Raw genomic sequence first — 17,392 nt, forward strand, 5'->3', positions numbered from 1 at the left:
GGCGGGATCCTGGAGCGGGGCGCCCAGCGGAAGCCTGGGGCGGAGCCCCAAAGGGGCCTGGAGCGGAGCCCCGAAGCCGGTCTGTGGGCGGGGCGCCCAGCGGGGTCCGGGGGCGGAGCCCCAAAGGGGGTCTGGGGGCGCAGCCCCCAGCGGGGTCCGGGGCTGGCCCCGGGATGGGACGGGTAGGGGCGGCGGGGGCGAGAAACCCCGCCTACAGAAACGCCAGGTTCACGACCCAGAAGCTCAGCGCCGCGACCAGCGCAGCCGCCGGCATCGTGATGAACCAGCCGAGAACGATGTTCTTGGCGACCCCCCAGCGCACGGCATTCACCCGCTTCGTCGCACCCACACCCATGATCGCCGACGTGATGATATGGGTCGTGGAGATGGGCGCCTTGAAGAGGAAGGCCGTGACGAACATGATCGACGCCCCGGTCGTCTCCGCGGCAAAGCCCTGAGGCGGATCGAGCTCGATGATCTTGCGGCCGAGCGTCCGCATGATGCGCCAGCCCCCCGCATACGTCCCCAGCGACAGCATCACCGCACAGGCCACCTTCACCCACACCGGTATCGGATCGCCGTAGTCCTCGACATCCGCGATGACCAGTGCCATCACCACGATGCCCATCGTCTTCTGCGCGTCCTGGAGACCGTGACCGAGCGCCATCCCCGCCGCCGACACCGTCTGCGCTATACGGAAACCACGCTTCGCCTTGTGCGGATTCGAGTGGCGGAAGATCCACATGATCGCCGTCATCACCAGATAGCCCACACCCAGACCGACCAGCGGCGAGACGAACATCGGGATGATGATCTTCTCCAGCACCCCGGACCAGTAGACGGTCGTACCGCCGGCCAGAGCCGCGCCGACCATGCCACCGAACAAGGCATGGGAAGAGGAGGACGGCAGGCCGAAGTACCAGGTGATCAGGTTCCAGGTGATCGCGCCGACGAGCGCCGCGAAGAGGATGCCCATCCCCTTCGAGCCATGCGGCGTGGAGATCAGCCCCTCGCTGACCGTCTTGGCGACCCCGCTGCCGAGAAAGGCACCCACGAGGTTCATCACCGCGGCCATCACGAGCGCCGCCCGCGGCGTCAGCGCCCGTGTCGACACGGATGTCGCGATCGCGTTCGCCGAATCGTGAAAGCCGTTTGTGTACGTGAAGAAGAGCGCGACCCCGATGGTCACGACCAGAGCGAAGGTGTCCATGGAGAGGTCAGGACTCCTTGACGGCGATGGTCTCCACCGTGTTCGCCACGTGCTCGAACGCGTCCGCCGCTTCCTCCAGCACATCCACGATCTGCTTGAGCTTGAGCACCTCGATGGCGTCGTACTTGCCGTTGAACAGGTGCGCAAGAAGCTTTCTGTGGATCTGGTCGGCCTGGTTCTCCAGGCGGTTGACCTCGATCCAGTACTCGGTGAGGTTGTCCATCGTGCGGAGGTTCGGCATGGCCTCGGCCGTCAGCTCGGCCGCCCGCGCCAGTACCTCGATCTGCTGCTCGACGCCCTTCGGAAGCTCCTCGACGTTATAGAGGACGACCAGGTCGACGGCCTCCTCCATGAAGTCCATGATGTCGTCGAGGCACGATGCGAGTTTGTAGATGTCCTCGCGGTCGAACGGCGTGATGAACGAGGAGTTCAACTGGTGGAAGATCGCGTGTGTGGCATCGTCACCGGCATGTTCCGCGGCCCGCATACGCTCGGCGATCTCGGTCCGGCCGGAGGCGTCAGCCCCGAGCAGTTCCATCAGGAGCTTGGAGCCCGTGACGATGTTGTCCGCGGAGGCGGCGAACATGTCGTAGAAGCTCGTCTCCCTGGGGGTCAGACGAAATCGCACGTGGGTTCCTCGGATTGCTTTGGTTTCGGTCAGGCTGATGCTAGGTGCATCATCCAGCCACGGGAAACGGGCCGTCCTCCAGTGTCACCCATCAGGCAAAGTGCTCCGCACGGGGCCCACAGGGCGGTCGACCGGGGGTATCGGCGTATCGGCCAAGGGCCGTATACCCAGCAAAATTCGCTACCATATACCCATCCCCGGTATACGTAAGAGACGAACCAGGCACGTTCGCCGGGACGAGCAGCAGGAGGACGCGATGACGACGACCGAGACCGGAGAGACCGCGCCCTCCGCAGGCGCGCCGGACGTGGTGACCGATCACGACCGGGGGGTCCACGGCTACCACAAGGAGAAGGACGAGCACCTCAAGCGTCTGCGCCGGATCGAGGGCCAGATCCGAGGGCTGCAGCGGATGGTCGACGAGGACGTCTACTGCATCGACATACTCACCCAGGTCTCCGCCTCCACGAAGGCCCTCCAGTCCTTCGCCCTCCAACTCCTCGAGGAGCACCTCCGCCACTGCGTCGCGGACGCGGCCGTCAAGGGTGGGGCGGAGATCGACGCCAAGGTGGAGGAGGCGACGAAGGCGATCGGGCGGCTGTTGCGTACGTGACATTCGCGTACGTACGCACACCCGACATTCGCGTACGTACGTACCTGCCGCATCGGTGGCGTTCTAAGCAACGTGGCGCGGCGGAACCGCGCCACGTCTATTTCTCGGTGTCCTCGCCGTATTCCTCGAGGAAGCGCTCCTCGGCCAGCTTGAGCACCTCGTCGATGCGGTCAGGGCTGAGCCGGTCCTCACCGGCGGCCGAGGCCGCGATGATCAGGTCGCCGCACAGCTCGATCTCGGCGAGGGCCACGTGGTCCTGAACTGCCGTACCGCGCGCCGGAGCCACGTGCATCACCTCTTCCTGCCGTCACCGGCTTCCTAGAGTAGGGAGCGGCCTACACACGGCGCATGGCACCAACGGACCATTTCCGGCCCCGCACATTCCGGCCGGGCAAGCGATCCGGTGGGGCTCCGGCTACTCGGCGATCTTTCCCGCGTAGATGTCCCCGGCCGCCGGCAGCCGTACGTCCACGGGGGCCCCGAAGTCGTACAGCAGCAACGTAGAGGCGACCGCGACCGTACTCTCCTGCTGCCCGTTCACAAAGCTGAAGCGGTGCCGGAGCTTCCGGATGCGTCCTTGTTCGTCGAGGTAGGCGTCGAAGGGGACATCGGCGGAGGCGAACCCCTTCGCCGCCGCCCGCAGGGGCCCGCGGTTGCCGTCCGAGGCCCGCTCCGCCGCCTCGCCCAGGTCGGCGGTCCCGCGGTAGTGCCGTACGGGCGTGCCCGCGACGCTCGTCCTGCCCACGTATGTCGCCTTGCGCGTGCCCCGCAGCAGTTCGGCGGCGGCGAAGGGATCGGTGGCGCCGCCGGTGACGAGATTGCCGTCGGAGAGGGTGGCCGTGTCGACGCGGACCCATTTGTCGGCGGGCACTCCGGCTCCGCGGTTCTTCATGTAGAGGGCGCCCGGTGCGAGCAGTTCGGTGATCGGACGGTGCCCGTCGGCGCCGGCCGGGTCCTGGGGGAGGCGCACCTTCAGGCGGCCGACCTGCCGCCGGTAGTCGTACACGCCCTTACCGCGGATGGTCACGCGGGTACCGCCGGTGGCCATTTCCATCGAGGTGTGCGCCTTGGAACTGCCCGCCCGCACAAGGTTCGTGGAGGCCTGCCGCAGCACTTCCACCGGGGCGGTGGCGGTGCGCGTGTTCTCGGCCGCGGCTCCGCTGCCCGTGCATCCGGTGGCGCACACCATCAGCCCCGCCACCGTGGCGGCCAGGGCGACCACCCCGCTCCCGCCCCTGTGCTGCCGCTCCACCATCGCCTGCCTACCCCCAGCCGGGCCGTCCTTCGCGCGCCTCCTGTCGTTGGCCTTAACGACGGGTCATGGGCGTCGTCACGCCGTGGTGCTAGTGAGGCAAGCGTTTACTCAGCCTCTGTACGGTGGTGACCGTGGCAGAACAAGCCGAGGCCGAGCCCCCGGAACACCGCACGACAACGGTCGAACAGGGCCCCTTCTGCGTGGCGCGGTGCAGTTGCGGCTGGCGGGGGCCGGCGCGGCGGGCGCGGAGTCTGGCGAGACAGGATGCGCAGGGGCACTCGGCGGCGCCCCTGTAGGGGCGCGGGGCCGTGTCAATGTGCGGCTCCGCCGCGATGGGCCCCCGCTCATGGGCGTCCCCCCTCGAGCGAAGCCGAGAGTGGGGAGCAGCCGATAATGGGGGAGCGACCAGCCACAACCAACCCGCAGCCGCACACAACCCTCAAGGGGGACCGAGGCGGAGCCCAAAGTGACGGGCCCGCCCCCGGGAGCCAGGGGCGGGCCCTATCGACCTCGCGGTGGCACCGCCATGCAGCACCGCGAGGGGTCTGGCATCAGCCGAAGCGGCCGGAGATGTAGTCCTCGGTCGCCTGGACGGACGGGTTGGAGAAGATCCGTTCCGTCTCGTCGATCTCGATGAGCTTGCCGGGCTGGCCCACCGCCGAGAGGTTGAAGAAGGCGGTGCGGTCGGAGACACGAGCCGCCTGCTGCATGTTGTGCGTCACGATGACGATCGTGAAGCGCTCCTTCAGCTCCCCGATCAGATCCTCGATCGCAAGCGTCGAGATCGGGTCGAGGGCGGAGCAGGGCTCGTCCATCAGCAGCACCTGCGGCTCGACCGCGATCGCACGGGCGATGCAGAGACGCTGCTGCTGACCACCCGAAAGGCCCGAACCGGGCTTGTTCAGGCGGTCCTTGACCTCGTTCCAGAGGTTCGCACCCTTGAGGGACTTCTCGACGACGTCCGCCAGCTCGGCCTTCTTGTACGAGCCGTTGAGCCGAAGCCCCGCCGCGACGTTGTCGAAGATCGACATCGTGGGGAAGGGGTTGGGCCGCTGGAAGACCATGCCGATCGTGCTGCGTACGGCGACGGGGTCGACCCCGGACCCGTACAGGTCCTCGTCGTCGAGCAGCACCTTGCCCTCGACGCGGCCACCGGGGGTGACCTCGTGCATACGGTTCAGCGTGCGCAGGAACGTCGACTTGCCGCAGCCGGACGGACCGATGAAGGCCGTCACGGAGCGGGGCTCGACGGTCATGGAAATGTCTTCGATTGCCTTGTGGGCGCTGTAGTAGGCGGTCAGACCGCTTACGTCGATTCGCTTGGCCATGGGATCACTGCTTCTTTCGGGGGTTCAAGTCCGGTCGCTGTATGGCCGCGTCAGCGACCAGCCTTCGGGGCCTTCCAGCGGGCGATGCCGCGGGCCGCGAGGTTGAGGATCATCACGATGGCGATCAGCACGAGCGAGGCCGCCCAGGCACGGTCGTACCCCGCGGTCGAGCCCGCCCCGTACTGCTGGTAGATGTAGAGCGGCAGCGCCTGCTGCGGGCCCTCGAACGGGTTCGAGTTGATGAAGTTGCCGCCGAACACCAGCAGCAGGATGGGCGCGGTCTCACCGGCGATACGGGCTACCGCCAGCATGATGCCGGTGGTGATGCCGCCGATAGAGGTCGGCACGACCACCTTGATGATGGTGCGCCACTTGGGGACGCCCAGCGCGAGGGAGGCCTCGCGCAGCTCGTTCGGCACGAGCTTGAGCATCTCCTCGGTGGAGCGGACCACGACCGGCATCATCAGGATGGCCAGCGCGAGCGATCCGGCGAAGCCGAAGGGCTGCATGTCGAACATCAGCATGAGGCTGAGGATGAACAGACCCGCGACGATCGACGGGATACCCGTCATGACGTCGACGAAGAAGGTGACGGCCTTGGCGAGCCTGCCTCGCCCGTACTCCACCAGGTAGATCGCGGTGAGCACACCGATCGGCGCACCGATCAGGGTGGCGATGCCGACCTGCTGCACGGTGCCGATGATGGCGTGGTTGATACCGCCACCGACCTCGTCGTCCGCGACCACACCCATCGAGTGGGTCAGGAAGTAAACGTCGAGGACCTTCACACCGCGCGAGACGGTCGTCCAGACCAGGGAGACCAGCGGGACGACGGCGAGCAGGAACGCCACCCACACCACGGAGGTCGCGACGCGGTCCTTGGCCTGCCGCTTGCCCTCGACCTTCGTGGAGATGACGTACGTACCGAGGACGAAGAGGATCGCGGCGATCAGGCCCCACTGGATCTTGCTGTGCAGGCCGGCCGCCAGGCCGATGCCGACGGCGAGGGCGAGGGAGCCCGCTGCGGTCGCCCAGGCGAACCACTTGGGGAGGTGGGCGCCGCGCAGGGTGCTGGGGCGCTTGTCGGTGACGGCTGCGTGGCTCATGCGTTGGCCCCCGAGTACTCCTTGCGGCGGGCGATGATCGCGCGGGCCGCACCGTTGACCAGCAGGGTGATGACGAAGAGGACCAGACCGGAGGCGATGAGCGCGTCCCGGCCGAACTCCGTCGCCTCGCTGAACTTGCTGGCGATGTTCTGGGCGAAGGTGCCGCCGCCCGGCTCGAGCAGACTGGCGCGGATCAGGAAGTCCGGCGACAGCACGGTGGCGACGGCCATCGTCTCGCCGAGCGCGCGGCCGAGGCCGAGCATCGAGGCGGAGATCACGCCGGAGCGGCCGAAGGGCAGGACGGCCATGCGGATGACCTCCCAGCGCGTGGCGCCGAGAGCCAGGGCCGCCTCCTCGATCATCTTCGGGGCCTGGCGGAAGACCTCACGGCTCACGTTCGTGATGATCGGCAGGATCATGATCGCGAGCAGGATGCCGACGGTGAGCATCGAGCGGGGGGCGCCGCCCTGCCACTCGAAGATGCCGGTCCAGCCGAGGTATGCGTCCAGCCAGCTGTAGAGGCCGATCAGATGCGGTACGAGGATGAGGGCGCCCCACAGGCCGTACACGATGGACGGCACCGCGGCGAGCAGGTCGATCACGTACGCGATGGGGCCGCTGAGGCGGCGCGGGGCGTAGTGCGTGAGGAAGAGCGCGATGGCCACCGCGATCGGAACCGCGATGATCAGGGCGATGACCGAGGAGACCACCGTGCCGAAAGCCAGGACGGCGATGCCGAACACCGGCGGGTCGGCGGAGGTGTTCCAGTCGAAGGTGGTGAGGAAGTTGCCCTCGTCCTTGCTGATCGCGAGTGTGGCGCGATAGGTGAGGAAGACCGCGATGGCGGCCATGATCACCAGCAGGAGGATGCCCGACCCGCGGGTGAGACCGAGGAAGATCCGGTCTCCGGGCCGGGTGGCGCCGCGGGCGGCTCGCTTCTGTTCGGTCGCGGATGGCTTGGCGGGGGGAGGCACTGTGTCTTGTGTTGGTATACCCATCGGGTTCTCCGGTCTGCGGAGCCGCCCATGCTGAGCGACTCCTGGCGGCGGTGCACCGGACGATGCGGCCCGGCCCGGTCGAACAGGACCGGGCCGCACTCAGGTCAGCTCAGGCCCTCGATGGTCGTACGGACCTTGGTGATGATGTCGGCGGGGATCGGCGCGTAGTCGTTCTCCGCGAGGATCTTCTGGCCGTCTTCGCTGGCCATGTAGGTCAGGAAGGCCTTGGTGGCGGGCAGGGTTTCCGCCTTGTTGCCCTTGTCACAGACGATCTCGTACGTGACCAGGACCATCGGGTAGGCACCCTCGGCCTTGGTCTCGTAGTTCAGCTCGAGCGCGAGGTCGTTGCCCGTGCCGACGACCTTGGCTTCGGCGATGGCCTTGGTGGCGTTGTCGACCGTGGCCTCGACCGGCGCGGGCGCACCCGTGTCGAGGTCGACCGTGTTCATGCCCTCCTTGGCGTACGACAGCTCCATGTAGCCGATGGCGCCCTCGGTCTGCTTCACCTGCGCGGTGACACCGGAGGACTGCGGAGCGGACTGGCCGCCCTTGGCCTCCCAGGCCTTGCCACCCTCGTACTTGCCCCAGACGTCGGGGGCCGCCGCCTTGAGGTACTTGGTGAAGTTGTCCGTGGTGCCGGACTCGTCCGAGCGGTGGAAGGCCTGGATCTTGGTTCCGGGCAGCTTGGCCTCGGGGTTCAGCTTCGCGATCGCCGGGTCGTTCCACTTGGTGATCTGGCTGTCGAAGATCTTGGCCAGCGTGTCGGCGTCCAGGACCAGGTTGTCGACCCCGGAGAGCTTGTAGCCGACGGCGATCGGGCCGCCGACCATCGGGAGGTTGATGCCCTGGCCGCCCTCGCACTGCTGCTTGGAGGCCGTGACCTCTTCGGGCTTCAGCGCGGAGTCGGAACCCGCGAAGGCGACCTGACCCTGGGTGAACGCGGTGACGCCGGCGCCGGAGCCGCCGGCCTTGTAGTTGATCTGCACCCCACAGGCGGCCGAGAACTGCTTGACCCAGGCGTCCATCGCGTTCTTCTGCGCGGACGAACCATCGGCGAGCAGCTGCCCCTTGGCGTCGTCGCACTTGATGTTGCTTGCCGGGGCACTGCCCGCGTCGCCACCGCCAGTGCCGCCACCCGTGTCGTCGGAGCCGCACGCCGTCAGGGCCAGGGCGCCGGAGACGGCGACAGCACCGAGGGAAAGGGCGCGCAGCCGGTTCTTGCGCTGAAGCTTCACTTTCGGGAGTTCCTTCCAGGAGCCGCCCCACAGGCGGCGTGCGAAGTCGTGGTGCAGCCCCTCGTCCGTAGGAGACTGCCGTCGTACTTGCCAACGTCATACTTGCCAGTACGTACCGATATTGCGTATGTACCGCCGAATTCGAGTGATACGTGAGCTCACTTCCGTTCGCACCACGCACCGCGTAAGGCCGAAATTAGGCAGAAGAGGTGAAGCGGCCGATGGCCGTGAGTGAACGGAAGGTGAACCCCTGCCGTCAGTGCGGTGAGGTCACGGAATGCTCACGGGGAGAGCACGTGAGGGTTTCCGCACCTCCTCGCCTCCTGGTCAACGTACGAGTAAGCCGCTCGTGTCTCGCCGACCGTCTCCCCAAGTCTCGCTCACCTCCCGCTCACCGGCAGGAGATGGAACCCTCAACTCCGCAAGCCCGTCTCGTTCCACGTGAAACCACGGGAGGACTCATGCGACGGCGTACGTTCGTAGGCGGAGGCACCGCGGCCCTCGCCGCCGCGGTCACCGCCGGGTGCAGCGGCAGCGGCTCCGAGCCGCAGACCACCGAGGGGGCGCGCACGTCAAGTACGCCGATCGGGACACAGAGCGGGGCTGTCGCGGCCGGCCTGACAGGCCTCGCCAAGGATCTGGACGGCAGCCTGGTCCGGCCGGGCGACGAGGCCTGGGCAGCCGCCCGCCAGCTCTACAACACGCGCTTCGACTCGCTGAAGCCGACGGCCGTCGCGTACGTCGCCCACGCGGACGACATCCGGACGACGCTGGCGTACGCCCGTGCCCACAAGGTCCCCGCCGCCATCCGCAACGGCGGCCATTCCTACGCCGGCTGGTCCTCGGGCAATGGTCGCCTCATCGTCGACGTATCGAAGATCGCCAAAGTCCGGCCCTCGGGCAACGAGGCGGTCATCGGCGCGGGCGCCAAGCTGATCGACGTCTACCGCGCGCTCGCCGCGAAGGGCGTCACGATCCCGGCCGGCTCGTGCCCGAGCGTCGGCGTCTCGGGCCTCACGCTCGGCGGCGGCCACGGCGTGGTCTCGCGCGCGTACGGCCTGACCTGCGACAGCCTCACCCGGGCCACGCTGATCACCGCCGCCGGCAAAGAGCTGACGGCCGACGCCGACGACAACAAGGACCTCTTCTGGGCGCTGCGCGGCGCGGGCAACGGCAACTTCGGCGTGGTCACCGAACTGCGTTTCCGCACCCACCCGGCCCCGCAGGCGGTCACCGCGAATCTGACCTGGCCCTGGTCCCGGGCCGCCGCCGTGCTCGCGGCCTGGCAGGAGTGGGGCCCGGACCAGCCCGACGAGATCTGGTCCTCGATCCACCTCGCGAACACGGCCGGCGCCGCCCCCACCATCTCCATCTCCGCCTTCTCCCTCGGCACCGACGCCGAGCTGCAGAACGCGGTGGACCGCCTGGCCGACCGGATCGGCGCCCAGCCCGGCAACGCCTCACTCCGGCGCCGCTCGTACGAGGAGTCGATGGAGGTGTACGCGGGCTGCTCGTCCTTCTCGTCCGACGCCCAGTGCCATCTGCCCGGCACGACCCCCGGCCGCTCCCCCGAGGGCGCGCTGGGCCGCGAGACGTACGCCGCCCGCTCGGACTTCTTCGACCGCGCGATCTCGACGACGGGCATCCAGACGATGCTGAACCAGATCGAGTCGGTACGAGGCGGCGCCGGCACCATCCAGCTGACGGCGCTGGGCGGCGAGATCAACCGCGTGGCCCCCACGGCGACGGCCTTCGTGCACCGCCGCTCCCGCCTGCTGGCCCAGTACATCGCGTCCTGGCGCGCGGGAACCTCCGGTTCGGCGGCCCAGTCCTGGCTGGGCGAAGCCCATGCCGCGATGAGGCGCCACGCTTCGGGGGCGGCGTACCAGAACTACACGGACTCGACGCTCAGGGACTGGCGTACGGCGTACTACGGGCCGGCGGCGAACCGGCTGGCGAAGCTCAAGAGGCGATACGACCCGGACGGCTTCTTTGCTTACCCGCAGGCGCTGTAGGGCGGTGGCAGGTCACCGTGCCGAGGGCCGGTGGGGTGCGGGCCGGCGGCGGGTCACCGTGGCGAGGGCCAGTGGCGCCGGGCCAGTGGCGGACGCGTACACGCCATCCGCCGCCGCCCTACGCCGCGAGGTCACGCTCCTCCGCATCGGCCCCGGCGTCGCCGCTGGCCCCGGATATCACGTGCTCGTCCCTCTCATCAGGCTCATCAGGGGAGTTCCCGCGAGCCCGGATCACCCGCCCCGCCCGAGCCGACCGCTCAGCAGCCCGCGTCACCGGCGTCAGCAGCGCCATGGCGAGCGGCGAGAGCAGCAGCACGACAGCAGTCCCCAGGGCAAAGCCACCGATGACGTCGGTCGGGTAGTGCACGCCCATGTAGACCCGGAGGAACCCCTCGACCAGCGCGAGCCCGAGCCCCAGCAGCCCGAACTTCCGGTTCGCGATGAACAACCCGACAGCCATCGCCATGGTGAGCGTCGCATGATCGCTCACGAACGAATAGTCGGTCTTGCCGCCGATGAGGACCTCGAGTCCCTCGTGTTCACGGAAGGGCCGGGGCCGCTCCACAAAGCCCCGTATCGGCACGTTCACCAGCACCGCGATACCGGCCGCGAGCGGCGCCCACATCAGCGCGGCCACGGAGGGGGCGGCGTCCTCGCCACCCCGCCGCCGCACGGTCCACCAGCAGCCCAGCACGAGCAGCACCATGGCGAGCAGGATCCCCCACTCACCCATGAATTCCATGATCCCGTCGAACCAGCCGGGGGCGTCCTTGGCAAGTCCGTTGATGTCGTAGAGCAAGTCGACGTCGGGGTTCGACCCGGATTCGGCGAGTCCAGCCATGGTGCAGCGGCCCCTTCGTCATGATCTTCGTCGTGCATTCGAGCCCAGCTCCGCGATGAGCCGCGCCATCAACCCCCGTGGTCGGCCAGTCGTACGTCAGTCGTCCGTCGATCGCACGCCTGTCGTACGCCAATGGAACGCATGGTCCCCTTCTCTACGTTCCACAGTCCACCGAATGATCACGCAGACGTTATCGAAGAGAGACACATTCCCGCAGCTCAGAGGCCGATCAGAGAGCGACTGTAACAGCCAGTAACAGTGGGATCCAGCCAGATTCACACCGTGGTAGGCAACGCTTTCGCACCATCTTCGGTGACCCGTGTCGCGCCGAAGTAGTCGGGCGTATCGATCGGGTCGAACCGGATCACGGCGCCTGGCCGCGGCGCGTTGATCATGTATCCGCCGCCCACGTAAATGCCCACATGCCGGATGGCCCGGGAATTGGTGAGGTCGTCCGAGAAGAACACCAGATCACCCGGCAGCAGTTCCTCCCGCTTCGGGTGCGGCCCGGCGTTGTACTGATCGTTGGCGACCCGAGGCAGCTCGATCCCCACACTCTCGTACGCGGCCTTCGTCAGCCCCGAGCAGTCGAAGCGTCCGCCCTGGTCAGCGGTACCGTTCCCGCCCCACAGATACAGCGTCCCGAGCTTCTTCTGCGCGTAGCCGATCGCCCCGGCCGCCTGCTGCGAGGGCTGCACCCGGCCGACGGGCGCGGCGAAGCTGTCCTGCAGCGTGGTGATCGTCTTGACGTAGTTCTGCGTCTCCTTGTACGGCGGCACACCCCCGTACTTGATGACGGCGTACGCCCCCGCGTTGTAGGCGGCGAGCATGTTCTTCGTCGGGTCGCCGGGCGCGTCCTTCACGTACGAGGCGAGCTTGCAGTCGTAAGAAGCGGCCGACGGGATCGCGTCATTCGGATCCCAGATGTCACGGTCCCCGTCCCCGTCGCCGTCGATGCCGTGGGTGGCCCAGGTGCCGGGGATGAACTGGGCGATGCCGCGCGCGTCGGCGTGGCTGGTGACGTCAGGATCCCAGCCACTCTCCTGGTAGAGCTGAGCGGCGAGCAGCGCGGGGTTGATGGCGGGGCACAGGTTTCCCCACTTCTGAACCAATGCCTGATACGCCCCCGGCACGGCCCCCTTGGCGAGCCCGACACTCCCCTTGCCCACACCGTTGGCAAGGTTCCCGGCCACGACGTACACCCCGACGACGAGCAGCATCACGAGGCTCAGCCCGAGCCCGACCGCGATGCCACTGGCCACCCACACTTTTCGCACGGCTCAACCCTCCCCCATATCGGCGCAGTTCAAGGACATTTCCAGCGAGTATGGCGTCAATTCGCCGCTGTGAAACCGGCGCACAGGATGCTCGAGTAGTCATCGGGGGCCCGGATGTGGTGGAACTGCACGGTCCAGTCGCCGGGGTCGTTGGCGAGGGGAATGGCGGGGCTCGACTCGCGGCCGCCGACCAGCCAGGTGCGGAAGTCGTCGGGGTACGTGACGTACTTCCACTCGCTCGGACCGCCGCCGCCGTAGAGGTCGACCGGCTTACTGGTGTAGCCCACGTTCGGGTTGGCGCTGAGTAGCCCCTCGACGGGTTTTCCGGTGCTCGGATCGATGTCGTGGGGGGGCTTGACGCTGATGGCGACGTAGTACGGCTCTTTGCCGGCGTCGGCGGACGGCGCCACGTCGACGAACCCGATCTGCGCCTTGTCCTTGAACGTGGTGGTCTCCGGGTTCTTGGGCCCCATGTCGTCAGGATCGGCGATGGAGTGCAGGAACTTCTCACTCGGACGCTCTTCGTAGGGCAGGTTGCACTTCCCGTCGGCCGAGTCCCAGAGGTTGCGGTCAAGCTTGTCCTCCGCGTAAGCGGGCGCGCCGCCCTTCCCCGATCCGGACGACGGCGTACTGGCCGCAGACGTGGGCGACTTGTCGGCGCGCGCACTGCTGTCGCCGCTCTTGCCACCCTTGTCGTTCTCCCGCGGGATCAGGACGAAGGCCGCCCCGATCCCCACCACTAGGCCCACCGCCACGGCGACCATCCAAGGCCGGGTAAGACGACGCGCCGGCTGGGAGAGCTGGGTGGGCGTGTATCCATAGGCGCCCGAGGCCGAGGCCGTCGGCAACTCATGCGATCCCAGGGGCGGGACAGCCGGAACCGGCGGAACGCCCTGAGGCGGCGTCTGCGGCACCGCCTCCCCAAGCTCCGCGAGGCTCCCGTAGAAAGGGTCCTCAACCAGCGCCGCCCGCACCCCGCACCGCGCGATGACCTCGGCGAGAGGGGGCCGCGCCGCCGGGTCCTTGGCGACGCAGGCCTCGACGAGCTGCGCCAACTGCGGTTCCACGCCCGCGAGATCGATGGGTTCGTGGACGGCTCGATAGCTCACCCCGGCGGGCTCCCCCATGCCGAACGGTGGCCGCCCGGTCGCCGCGTACGCGAGTGTCGCGCCGAGCGCGAACACGTCGGCCGCCGACCCGACGTCGTTGCGTATCAACACCTCGGGAGCGGTGAAACCGGGCGTGCCGGGCGCGGACCCCGCCTCGGTGAGCGCCGTCTGCCCGGCACCCCGCGCGATTCCGAAGTCGATGAGCTGCGGACCCTGGGCCGCGAGGATGACGTTCTGCGGCTTGAGGTCCCGGTGCGTGACGCCGTGTTCGTGCACCGCCGCGAGACCTTCCGCGAGCGCGGCGAACAGCCGTCGGCATGTCTCTGGCGGCAGCGGCCCGCGCGCGGCGACGGCTCCGCCGAGCGTCGGCCCCGACACGTACTCGGTGGCGAGCCAGTAGGGCGCGGCATCCAGCGACGCATCGATGAGATTCGCCGTGTACGCACTCCGCACCGCCCGCGCGGTCTCCACCTCACGCCGGAACCGGGCCAGCGCCTCCGGGTGGTCGGTGATCTCTTCACGGATCACCTTCAACGCCACGAGCCGCCCACCCGGCGACCTGCCGAGATACACCTGCCCCATGCCGCCCGCGCCAAGCCGGGCGAGCAACGTGTACGAGCCTATGCGCGCAGGATCCCGATCTTTGAGTGCGTCCACCGAACTGACCTTGCCATACGGGTCAGTTCACCGTCGCCCTCCACTCAACGATTACCGGGTCTACGGGTCTGCAGCCTCGCGGTGGAGCACGAGGGCTTCGCTTCCGAACGGGGGAAGTCAGTCTGGACCAGCCAGGTGCGAGGATTCATGGCCCAGTCTGACGAACACCTGTGAACCGCGGCGCTACGCGTCGGGAGCCCGCCCGGACCACGGCGAAGGGCCATACACAAGGAAATGATCCGTGGCGACCTCGAATCCGAGGGGTGCGGGAAGCGGCACCGGTTCCCCGAACTTGCCCGGCAGCACGTCCTGATAAGTGCCGTTGTCCGGGCGGGTGTGCAGGGCCCAGGTGCCCTTGCGGGGGTCGATGACGAGGAGAACAGGCACGCGCGAGACCGCGTACCAGTCGGCCTTGTCCCTGATCTCCCGGGACTTCTCGGAACTGGAGATGACCTCGACAGCGAGCGCCGCGTCCTCGGAGGCGACCAGCCAGTCGTCGTCCGCCGCCCACTCCAGGGGCAGGACGATCAGGTCAGGCGTGACGTAGTCATCCGGGTCTTCCTCTTCCGGCAGGGCGATCGAGGACGCCTCGAACGCTCCCAGCCCTTCGGGCAGGACTGTGTCGAGCTGCCCCTTCAGCCGCATCACCACGCCCACATGCTTGCCACGCCGGGCAGGGGCCATCACGAGCTTCCCGCCCACGATCTGCACCCGCAGACCCGTCGCGTCCTCGATCTTCTCGGCGATCTCGCGCAGATTCCCCGGGCGGGGGCGCGAGTACATCCCATAGCCCTTCACCGCAGGGCACCGCCCCGGCACTCAGCCCACAGCACTTTGCCGCCCTCGGAGGCACCCAGTTTGCGCGGTACGGAGGCGCCCCACGCGTCGGCGCAGGCCCGTACGAGGTGCAGGCCTCGGCCGTGTTCGGCGTCCACCGCGACCGGTGCGGGTACGTCGTCGAAGCCGGGCGGGACGACGGGGTCGGAGTCCCATACGCCGATGCGGAGCCGCCCGGAGTCCGCGCCCCGCAGGCGCAGGGCGTACGGGCCCTTGGTGTGCAGGTGCGCGTTGGTGAGCAGTTCGGAGGCCAACAGCTCGGCGGTGGGGGTGAGTTCGGTGAGGTCGTGGGCGGCGAGGACCGTGCGCAGGGTTGCGCGGGCGACGCCGGGGGCGCGGAGATCGTGCGGGAGTTGGAGGGTGTAAGCCCAGGACGAGGATACGGTTGCCATCGGAAGTCTCCGATCACGGAGGGGAGTTGGACGGTTGCCCAGTGACGAGGCCGCTCCGTCGAGCGGGGTGCTTCTGGGTGGAGGCGCCGAGTTATAAGCTAGCGGCACGCATTAAAGTTCTTAGACGGTTCCCGTGAAAGCACTGAACAATCACCCGTGTGGGTGACCTGCTGTACGAGAGAGGCGGGCCAGCCCGTGAGAAGCAACCCGACGGGTCGTCAACTCCGCCTGGGCGCTGAACTGCGCAAGCTGCGAGAGCGCGCCGGGCTGACCTCCACGCAGGCCAGCCGCCTGCTCGGCGTCCAGCAGAACCAGATCAGCAACACGGAAGCCGGTCGTGCCGGTGTGAGCCCCGAGCGCGTACGCACGCTGGCATGCCATTACGAGTGCGGAGACAAGGCCCTCGTCGAGGCGCTCAGCGACATGGCGACCGAGCGGACGCGCGGCTGGTGGGAGGAGTACCGGGAGATCCTGCCCGCCGCACTGCTGGACCTCGCCGAAGTCGAGCACCACGCCACGATGTTGCGTACAGCCGTGACGGTGCACGTTCCCGGCCTCTTCCAGACCACGGAGTACGCCCGCGAGATCTTCCGCCAGGACGTACCGGAGATGTCGCCTCCCGACATCGAGCACCGGGTGTCATTCCGCATCAAACGGCAAGCGGTCCTCTACCGGGATTCGCCCACCCCGCACCAGGCGATCATCCACGAAGCCGCCCTGCGCATGAAGTTCGGCGGGCCCGCCGTGACCCGCACGCAGCTCCAGCATCTCCTGGACATGAGTGAACGACCGCACATCGACATCCACGTGATCCCGTTCGACGCCGGAACGTTCCCCGGCTCGGGCCAGTCGATCTACTACTCCAAGGGTCCGGTGCCGCAACTCGACACGGTGAACCTCGACCAGTCCCACGGCCCGGCGTTCGTCGACTCCGAAGCCCAACTCGACAAGTACCGCGTCCTGCTCGACCGTATGGAAGCCACGGCGCTGCCGCCCGCGGAGTCGCAGGACTTCATCCACAAAGTGATCCAGGACCTGTGAGGAAACGAAATGCCCGAGCTCACCTGGCAGAAGTCGTCCCACTGCGCACAGGGCAACTCCTGCGTGAACGTCGCCTCCACCCCCACCGGAACAATCCATCTCACCGAAAGCGGCGACCCAGCCCGAGCCATACTCGGCACCACCCCAACCGCCTTCTCCGCCCTCCTCCACACCCTCAAGCACAAGGAAGAGACCCACCGTGGCTGACGTCCCCCCGAACCTCGACTGGGTCCGCGCCGCACCCGAAGACGCCGAGGGCCCCGGCCCCTGGATCGAGATCGCCTTCGGCGAGGCAATCGAGGGTGAGGACGACGGAGAAACCCCCGTCTACATCCGCGAAACGAACGACCCGGACAACGTCGTCACAACCAACCGCCGCAAGTGGGACGCCTTCGTACTGGGCGTACAGGCAGGCGAGTTCGACCACTTCGTGGAGGGCATCGAAGACGCGGAGGACATAACTTCGCCGCCTCGGGATCCGTCATAGCGGTGACGGATCATAGCGGCGCCGCTCTCGGCCCGGAACCGGAGCTGCAGTTCCTGCTCGGTCTGTCGGGCCGGCACGCGGTCCGCTCCGGAGCGGAGGGCACCATCAACGAGTTCCCACGGGCACGGCATGCGCCGCTGCCGCTACCGAGGACAGCCGAAAGCCCACCTGCAACACGTCCTCACGGCCATCGCCGTGAACATCGAACGCCTCAGCAGCCGGTCAGTGACCGAGGAAGCCTCTCCACCGAGACCGCCGACCGCCTTCCAGACCTTCCTGGACCAAAACGACAGCCCCCGGCCGAAGTCCTGGCGAACCCTCGGTACCTGAGCCCGACCATCCAAGATCCCCGACAGAGTCAAG

Annotated in this window: 19 protein-coding genes; 6 read left to right on the forward strand and 13 right to left on the reverse strand. The window is 68.0% G+C overall.

All coding sequences use genetic code 11. From position 1 onward, the window contains the following. Positions 1–211 precede the first annotated feature (211 nt). Positions 212–1,210: an anion permease gene (locus tag ACFYO0_RS43505; protein ID WP_388687345.1), complete on the reverse strand. Its 999-nt coding sequence runs from the start codon at positions 1,208–1,210 to the stop codon at positions 212–214. A 7-nt stretch (positions 1,211–1,217) separates the two neighbouring features. Next, the gene (locus tag ACFYO0_RS43510; RefSeq protein WP_328770634.1) at positions 1,218–1,838 is read right to left on the reverse strand and encodes a DUF47 family protein; all 621 of its coding nucleotides are present in this window, start codon (positions 1,836–1,838) and stop codon (positions 1,218–1,220) included. Positions 1,839–2,094: 256 nt separating this feature from the next. Between ACFYO0_RS43510 and ACFYO0_RS43515 the strand changes: the two genes are divergently transcribed. Continuing rightward, positions 2,095–2,451, forward strand: a complete 357-nt coding sequence (locus ACFYO0_RS43515; protein ID WP_388687347.1) for a metal-sensitive transcriptional regulator — start codon at positions 2,095–2,097, stop codon at positions 2,449–2,451. A 97-nt stretch (positions 2,452–2,548) separates the two neighbouring features. Here the strand turns inward: ACFYO0_RS43515 and ACFYO0_RS43520 are convergent, their stop codons facing one another. The 6 genes from ACFYO0_RS43520 to pstS form a co-directional block, all read right to left on the reverse strand. Then, positions 2,549–2,743, reverse strand: coding sequence for a hypothetical protein (locus tag ACFYO0_RS43520; RefSeq protein ID WP_388687349.1), 195 nt, complete (start codon positions 2,741–2,743; stop codon positions 2,549–2,551). Positions 2,744–2,866: 123 nt separating this feature from the next. After that, positions 2,867–3,706: a hypothetical protein gene (locus ACFYO0_RS43525; protein ID WP_388687351.1), complete on the reverse strand. Its 840-nt coding sequence runs from the start codon at positions 3,704–3,706 to the stop codon at positions 2,867–2,869. Between the two features lie 551 nt (positions 3,707–4,257). Continuing rightward, the gene (gene pstB / locus ACFYO0_RS43530) at positions 4,258–5,034 is read right to left on the reverse strand and encodes a phosphate ABC transporter ATP-binding protein PstB (protein ID WP_165344409.1); all 777 of its coding nucleotides are present in this window, start codon (positions 5,032–5,034) and stop codon (positions 4,258–4,260) included. Between the two features lie 50 nt (positions 5,035–5,084). After that, a complete protein-coding gene (gene pstA / locus ACFYO0_RS43535; protein ID WP_388687352.1) occupies positions 5,085–6,140 on the reverse strand; it encodes a phosphate ABC transporter permease PstA in 1,056 nt (351 codons plus the stop codon). Then, the gene (gene pstC, locus ACFYO0_RS43540; protein ID WP_388687354.1) at positions 6,137–7,138 is read right to left on the reverse strand and encodes a phosphate ABC transporter permease subunit PstC; all 1,002 of its coding nucleotides are present in this window, start codon (positions 7,136–7,138) and stop codon (positions 6,137–6,139) included. Before pstC ends, pstA begins: the two co-directional genes overlap by 4 nt. Before the next feature lie 104 nt (positions 7,139–7,242). Then, entirely contained in the window at positions 7,243–8,373 is a 1,131-nt protein-coding gene (gene pstS, locus ACFYO0_RS43545) for a phosphate ABC transporter substrate-binding protein PstS (protein ID WP_388687356.1), read from the reverse strand. A 461-nt stretch (positions 8,374–8,834) separates the two neighbouring features. Between pstS and ACFYO0_RS43550 the strand changes: the two genes are divergently transcribed. Beyond that, positions 8,835–10,388, forward strand: a complete 1,554-nt coding sequence (locus ACFYO0_RS43550; RefSeq protein WP_388687358.1) for an FAD-binding oxidoreductase — start codon at positions 8,835–8,837, stop codon at positions 10,386–10,388. A 118-nt stretch (positions 10,389–10,506) separates the two neighbouring features. Here ACFYO0_RS43550 and ACFYO0_RS43555 read toward each other — a convergent pair whose 3' ends face one another. From ACFYO0_RS43555 to ACFYO0_RS43575, 5 genes are all read right to left on the reverse strand, one after another. Next, positions 10,507–11,229, reverse strand: coding sequence for a phosphatase PAP2 family protein (locus tag ACFYO0_RS43555; RefSeq protein WP_388687360.1), 723 nt, complete (start codon positions 11,227–11,229; stop codon positions 10,507–10,509). A 275-nt stretch (positions 11,230–11,504) separates the two neighbouring features. After that, a complete protein-coding gene (locus tag ACFYO0_RS43560; RefSeq protein WP_388687402.1) occupies positions 11,505–12,449 on the reverse strand; it encodes an NlpC/P60 family protein in 945 nt (314 codons plus the stop codon). A 113-nt stretch (positions 12,450–12,562) separates the two neighbouring features. Next, positions 12,563–14,272: a serine/threonine-protein kinase gene (locus tag ACFYO0_RS43565; protein ID WP_388687361.1), complete on the reverse strand. Its 1,710-nt coding sequence runs from the start codon at positions 14,270–14,272 to the stop codon at positions 12,563–12,565. 183 nt (positions 14,273–14,455) lie between these two features. Further along, positions 14,456–15,055, reverse strand: a complete 600-nt coding sequence (locus ACFYO0_RS43570; protein WP_388687363.1) for a Uma2 family endonuclease — start codon at positions 15,053–15,055, stop codon at positions 14,456–14,458. Positions 15,056–15,066: 11 nt separating this feature from the next. Continuing rightward, complete coding sequence (locus tag ACFYO0_RS43575; protein WP_388687365.1) at positions 15,067–15,501, reverse strand: ATP-binding protein; 435 nt, start codon at positions 15,499–15,501, stop codon at positions 15,067–15,069. A 195-nt stretch (positions 15,502–15,696) separates the two neighbouring features. Here ACFYO0_RS43575 and ACFYO0_RS43580 point away from each other — a divergent pair, with 195 nt between their 5' ends. The 4 genes from ACFYO0_RS43580 (at position 15,697) to ACFYO0_RS43595 (ending at position 17,359) form a co-directional block, all read left to right on the forward strand. Beyond that, positions 15,697–16,542 (forward strand): helix-turn-helix domain-containing protein, encoded by an 846-nt coding sequence (locus ACFYO0_RS43580; protein WP_388687367.1) that lies wholly within the window; start codon positions 15,697–15,699, stop codon positions 16,540–16,542. A gap of 9 nt (positions 16,543–16,551) precedes the next feature. Then, positions 16,552–16,749, forward strand: coding sequence for a DUF397 domain-containing protein (locus ACFYO0_RS43585; RefSeq protein ID WP_388687368.1), 198 nt, complete (start codon positions 16,552–16,554; stop codon positions 16,747–16,749). Next, complete coding sequence (locus tag ACFYO0_RS43590; RefSeq protein ID WP_388687370.1) at positions 16,742–17,029, forward strand: DUF397 domain-containing protein; 288 nt, start codon at positions 16,742–16,744, stop codon at positions 17,027–17,029. The genes ACFYO0_RS43585 and ACFYO0_RS43590 overlap by 8 nt, the downstream gene beginning before the upstream one ends. A 129-nt stretch (positions 17,030–17,158) precedes the next feature. Further along, positions 17,159–17,359: a transposase gene (locus ACFYO0_RS43595; RefSeq protein ID WP_388687372.1), complete on the forward strand. Its 201-nt coding sequence runs from the start codon at positions 17,159–17,161 to the stop codon at positions 17,357–17,359. Positions 17,360–17,392: the final 33 nt, after the last annotated feature.

Origin of the sequence: Streptomyces sp. NPDC006365, from assembly GCF_042870755.1 — a bacterium.
Lineage (GTDB): Bacteria > Actinomycetota > Actinomycetes > Streptomycetales > Streptomycetaceae > Streptomyces > Streptomyces xiangluensis.